This window comes from Limnospira sp. PMC 1279.21, from assembly GCF_032349615.1.
Classification (GTDB): domain Bacteria; phylum Cyanobacteriota; class Cyanobacteriia; order Cyanobacteriales; family Microcoleaceae; genus Limnospira; species Limnospira fusiformis.
Genome location: NZ_JARPLU010000247.1, coordinates 1 through 4988 on the forward strand (window position 1 = coordinate 1; position 4988 = coordinate 4988).

Annotated in this window: 7 protein-coding genes; 2 read left to right on the forward strand and 5 right to left on the reverse strand. The window is 45.6% G+C overall.

Annotated elements, in window-relative coordinates; translation table 11 throughout:
* On the forward strand, positions 1-288 hold a 288-nt coding region (locus P5683_RS22615; protein WP_315662936.1), incomplete at its 5' end, for a zinc ribbon domain-containing protein.
* Positions 289-336: 48 nt separating this feature from the next.
* Positions 337-729, forward strand: a complete 393-nt coding sequence (locus P5683_RS22620; RefSeq protein WP_318286293.1) for a transposase — start codon at positions 337-339, stop codon at positions 727-729.
* On the opposite strand, the gene P5683_RS22625 is transcribed toward P5683_RS22620, so the two are convergent.
* The 5 genes from P5683_RS22625 to P5683_RS22645 form a co-directional block, all read right to left on the reverse strand.
* Complete coding sequence (locus P5683_RS22625) at positions 681-1622, reverse strand: alpha/beta fold hydrolase (RefSeq protein WP_006620584.1); 942 nt, start codon at positions 1620-1622, stop codon at positions 681-683. The two genes, P5683_RS22620 and P5683_RS22625, sit on opposite strands and share 49 nt — an antisense overlap.
* Before the next feature lie 59 nt (positions 1623-1681).
* A complete protein-coding gene (locus P5683_RS22630) occupies positions 1682-2305 on the reverse strand; it encodes a hypothetical protein (RefSeq protein ID WP_006620585.1) in 624 nt (207 codons plus the stop codon).
* A gap of 74 nt (positions 2306-2379) precedes the next feature.
* Positions 2380-3513, reverse strand: a complete 1134-nt coding sequence (locus P5683_RS22635) for a type II secretion system F family protein (RefSeq protein ID WP_396442581.1) — start codon at positions 3511-3513, stop codon at positions 2380-2382.
* Positions 3514-3689: 176 nt separating this feature from the next.
* Positions 3690-4793: a type IV pilus twitching motility protein PilT gene (locus tag P5683_RS22640; RefSeq protein ID WP_006620587.1), complete on the reverse strand. Its 1104-nt coding sequence runs from the start codon at positions 4791-4793 to the stop codon at positions 3690-3692.
* Positions 4781-4921: a hypothetical protein gene (locus P5683_RS22645; protein ID WP_006620588.1), complete on the reverse strand. Its 141-nt coding sequence runs from the start codon at positions 4919-4921 to the stop codon at positions 4781-4783. Before P5683_RS22645 ends, P5683_RS22640 begins: the two co-directional genes overlap by 13 nt.
* Positions 4922-4988 lie beyond the last annotated feature (67 nt).

Genomic DNA, 4988 nt, shown 5'->3' on the forward strand with positions numbered 1-4988 from the left:
TTAGTCATCTCGTCCTCTCCATTATACGTCCTAAGTATTCTGTCTTGTGCTATAGATGTGACGGAAGAATACACCAGCAAAATCTGTACTCACTGTGGTCATGTGCATTCCCAGCTAGGTGGCTCAAAAGTGTTCCGATGTCCGGAGTGTGGGTTCACTCTACCCAGGGACTGGAACGGTGCTTTTGGAATCTTTCTAAAAGCTTTGCGGGATACCGCCTCTGTTACCTTAACGGGTAATAGTGCTATCGTCGCATTGTCAGGCAATAGCCGGATAAATGTCGCGTAAATGTATCAGAATCAATCCATCGTTTGGGAAGATCTCAATGTGTCTGGGATGCTGAAAAACCGAAAGCTCAGTAGAGCTATTAGCTGGCAGGGTTGGCGGGAATTCAGGGTTTTGGTTAAGGCTAAATCTGAAAAGTTTGGTCGTCAGTTTAACGTCATCAATCGCTGGGAACCCACAAGTCAAATTGGTTCTGGCTGTGGGTTCCGATGGGGCCAGCTTGATCTCTCTGTCCGTTCAGTGCTTTGCATCAATTGCGGGGCCCAACAGGATAGAGATGAAAATGCAGCCCGAAATATAGAAATGGTCGGCATGGGGCATCGGCACGACCTTAAATGGACACAGAGGGAAGATAAGACTGGCTTGCAAGCACATCGAGCGCGAAGTGTCAAGAATCACCGTAGCTTCAGCCCGGTGAGTATGTCAACTAAAACCCAATTTTGAATTAGGTTGTTGACCTGTTCGGGTATTTCATCATGGGGACAGTGACCAGCATTTAAAAAATATTCCGTCAGTTGGGGGTAATATTCACGAAAGCGATCGCTTCTCGCGCGACAGTTCATCCAAGGATCTCCTTCTCCCCATAACATCAACAGTGGACAGCGAAGACGCGATAATAAAACATCTACCGGATCTCCCTGACGACTCTTAAACACCGATGCAAATACCTTAGCCGCGCCGGGAGTGCAGGAAGGACGATATATTTCCTCCACCAGGCGATCGGTAACAGCACTTTGATCCAAATAAACTTTTTGCAGAGTTTTCCGAATTACTGAACGTCGCCTAGTCCATTGGAAAACCAAAAAAGTCGTCCAGTCCTGAATTAGGAGTGATCGCATCATTCTCGAGGTCTTTTGTTTCCAGGTAGGCGGTTCTATCTTAGTCTGAGTATCCGAAAACGGACCCGCACTATTCAATAAAATCAACCCCGCCACCCCATCAGGATAATCCGCCGCCACGCACAGACTAGCATAACCCCCCAACGAATTACCCGCCAAAACCGTTGGCCGTCCGATCACCTCGGTCATAAAATCATGAAGCTGATCGCGCCACAACTGTCCAGTATATTCCCAATCAGGTTTAGCCGATCGCCCAAACCCTAACAAATCAATAGCCCACACATCAAACTCAGAACTTAATCCCTCAATATTCTTGCGCCAGTGGTCTGTCGATGCACCGAACCCATGCACCAACAATAAAGAGGGGCGTTGGTCAACCTTTGTCGTTGCCACATCCTCACCCGCTGAACCTTCTCTGACATAATAAATCAATTGATCGCGCCACTTCCAATAAGTCCCCTCATAGGAGTTCGAGTCAGTTACTAAAGTAGTTTGCATTTTACTTAAATTCGTTAATTTTATTGGATGTTATACAGCAAAGATTGATTAATAACCACTTATTGATTCTCTCCAGGTAATCCACGCCAAGGCTGGTATTCTTCCAAATCAATCTCATCAAGAGTTGGTCCCTCTGAAGGCTCAACCGTCATATTTGGATGTTGCACCACACAAGCCAGATGAGCCCCTTGTAAACCCCGTTTAATCCGTTCTGGAGTTTCTGCAAACAGCACAAATAGGGGGTAAATATTTTCAGCCTCTTGGGAATACAAATAACTATAATGATGAGGCATCACCCATTCATAGCCACTATCCAAGTAAACCTGAGTTAATCTCCACCGCCTCAGTAAATCCGAAAGATCTTCGTGGGGTTTATGAATAAAAATCAATATTTCCGAGCCGACTTTAACCTTCCATTCTGGATCGCACATCAACACCGCAATATCACAGGGAAGACAAACAGCTTGATTTGGGCTAATAGTAATATGATTATGCCCCGCATAGGAAACACCATTGCGTAACCTGACAATGGGTAGCGGCAGAGTGATCAAACTTTCTTCCGGGCGGCGCAGACTGGGAATCATTTCCCAATAAGGTCGATGCTGTTGCAAAAGATTAATCATTGTATTTGCATAGCTGTATTCAGACAGCAAAGTTTCATAATGGGATTGTTGAACTGGCATTTTTTAAAAACCTGGTAACATCTTTTCCGACCACAGGAGAAATTAATTTCCCCGGCGATTTGGTGTCGTAGCACTTATAAACTCTCAAACACCTTAAACATTGGCAGATACATCGACAGCAGTACAGAAGCCACAATACCCCCTACTACTACAATCATTAAAGGTTCTAGCGCACTGGTTAGAGATTTTACCGCCTCCTCAACTTCCGTTTCATAGAAAGCGCCTACTTTCATTAACATTTTATCAAGTTCCCCAGATTCTTCTCCGATCGCAATCATCTGAATCGCCAAACCTGGGAACACATTTTCTTCCTGTAAAGCCAGACTGATCAATCCCCCCTGTTGAATCTCATTTCTGGCGTACTCAATGGCATTAGCGATCGCCTGATTACCAGCTACATCTCGGACAATTTCCATAGAGTTCATAATCGGCACACCAGAACGAGTCAGACTACCAAAAATAATACAGAAACGCGCCACCGCCGACTTTTCCAGAATCGCACCAAATAGGGGCAGTTTCAAGTAAATCTTATCAAAAAATAACCGCCCAGAGTCAGTTTTATAAGCCACAGTATAGGCAAAATAAATACCAATCAATGAGCCAATTACTATAGCTTGGGGAATAGGCGGCCAAGTCGTACAAAAATCACTGATTTTCAGCATCATCACCGTAAACAGAGGTAACTCCACCCCAATTTGCTCAAAAATACCCGAAAAGGTAGGTAGCAAAAACGTAGCCATACCAAAAAACACAGCGATCGCAATAAACAATACTGTTTTTGGATAAGAAGTTGCCGACTTAATCTCACTCTGAGTTTTATGGTTTTTTTCCATCATCACCGCCAGACGTTCTAGGGTTTCATCCAAAACCCCCCCAGTTTCTCCTGCCGACACCATACTCACAAAAAGCTGGTCAAACACATCAGGAAACTTTTTCATCGACGATGATAATTCCTCCCCTTCTTCCACATCAGCACGCAGAGTATTAATAGCCCTTTTTAGCTTCGCATTTTCACACTGTTCTCCCAGCACACTTAAACAGCGAGCCATCGAGATACCTGCATTAAACATAGCCGCAAACTGACGGGCAAAGATCGCGAGATCTTTCACCGTAATCGATGCCATCGCTACATTCAGATCTTCCTCGAATTTCTTGAAGTCAAAGCCTTGTTTTCGAGAGTGGCTCTTGACCATCCTATTAGTTGTCATATCTCACCTCTATTTATATAGATATAATTGTCAGTCTCCCATAGCACACCAAGTTCGCAACTATAGCAACCCTAAAAAAGGTAGTGACCAACCCCACTTATATGAGAGACTACAAGCAGGGGGGGGTCTGAAAAACTCTCCTTTTTAAGGATGCTTACCTACCTAACTTGGTGGTATTATGCTTTCACCTTCTGACCCTTACCAGCCTTAGGCTGAGGACCAATGAGCCGTTCAAGTTCATCAGGCTTAGAGCTCTTACTCATAGCAGCCTCCCAAGTAGCCTTACCTTCTTGATAAAGTTTGGCCAAAGACATTTCCATCGTCTGCATTCCCAATTTAGCCCCCATTTGGATCTGGGAGTAAATTTGAGAAGTTTTTCCTTCCCGAATCAAGTTACCCATAGCCGGAGTATTAAGCATAATCTCCATAGCCGCACAACGACCGCCACCAATTCGCGGTACCAGGTTTTGACTACAAACCCCCACCAGAGAACCGGACATTTGCGCCCGCACCTGCGGTTGTTGAATAGGGGGGAATACATCCAGCATCCGGTCTACTGTTGCTGAAGCCGAGTTAGTGTGCAGAGTTCCAAAGACCAAGTGACCCGTTTCTGCGGCCGATATCGCCAGACCGATAGTTTCCAAGTCCCGCATTTCCCCCACCAGAATAATATCTGGGTCTTCACGCAAAGCCGCTTTGAGCGCATTAGCAAAACTCTTGGTATCCTCACCCTTTTGGCGTTGGTGAAACAGACTCTTGATATTAGGGAAAACATACTCAATGGGGTCTTCCACAGTCAGGATATGTTCTGAGCGTGTGCGGTTGATCAAGTCAAGTAAAGCGGCCATTGTGGTAGTTTTACCGGATCCTGTCTGTCCCGTCACCAGAACCATACCACGAGGTCTTTCGGTCAAATCCCGCAGGATTTGGGGAACCCCCAACTTATCAGCATTGGGAATTTGAGAAGCCAAAGCTCGCAGACAAGCAGCCCAGCAACCCCGTTCCCGGTAGACATTCACCCGGAACCGAGCCAGTCCCTTAACCCCATAGGCGCAGTCTAGTTCCCAGTTTTGCTCCAACTGCTTACGCTGCATATTATTGAGCATCTGGAAAATCAAAACCTGCACCTCTTCAGCAGAGAGAGTTTCTCCAAATTGGGGTTGTGGAGTCAGTTTCCCGCTGACGCGGTAAAAGATAGGCGCTCCTGCTTGAATGTGAATATCTGAGCCTCCTTGTTCAACCAAAGACTCGAGAACATCCTCAATCATCAAACCACGCATAGATAAACCTCCAATGGAATTTGAGTTTGTACCTTATCGATCGCTTGCGCGCGTCCCAACACACGGAAGGGGGAACATAGCCAGAATTTTTCTAAACTTTCATCCCACCTGATACATTTACGCGACATTTATCCGGCTATTCCCGGACAATGCAACGATAGCACTATTACCCGTTAAGGTAACAGAGGCGGTATA

Excerpts from the sequence above, each read along its gene's own strand:
- P5683_RS22640 (WP_006620587.1), bottom strand. The coding sequence starts at position 4,793 with ATGCGTGGTTTGATGATTGAGGATGTTCTCGAGTCTTTGGTTGAACAA.
- P5683_RS22645 (WP_006620588.1), bottom strand. The coding sequence starts at position 4,921 with ATGTCGCGTAAATGTATCAGGTGGGATGAAAGTTTAGAAAAATTCTGG.
- P5683_RS22635 (WP_396442581.1), bottom strand. The coding sequence starts at position 3,513 with ATGACAACTAATAGGATGGTCAAGAGCCACTCTCGAAAACAAGGCTTT.
- P5683_RS22620 (WP_318286293.1), top strand. The coding sequence starts at position 337 with ATGCTGAAAAACCGAAAGCTCAGTAGAGCTATTAGCTGGCAGGGTTGG.
- P5683_RS22630 (WP_006620585.1), bottom strand. The coding sequence starts at position 2,305 with ATGCCAGTTCAACAATCCCATTATGAAACTTTGCTGTCTGAATACAGC.
- P5683_RS22625 (WP_006620584.1), bottom strand. The coding sequence starts at position 1,622 with ATGCAAACTACTTTAGTAACTGACTCGAACTCCTATGAGGGGACTTAT.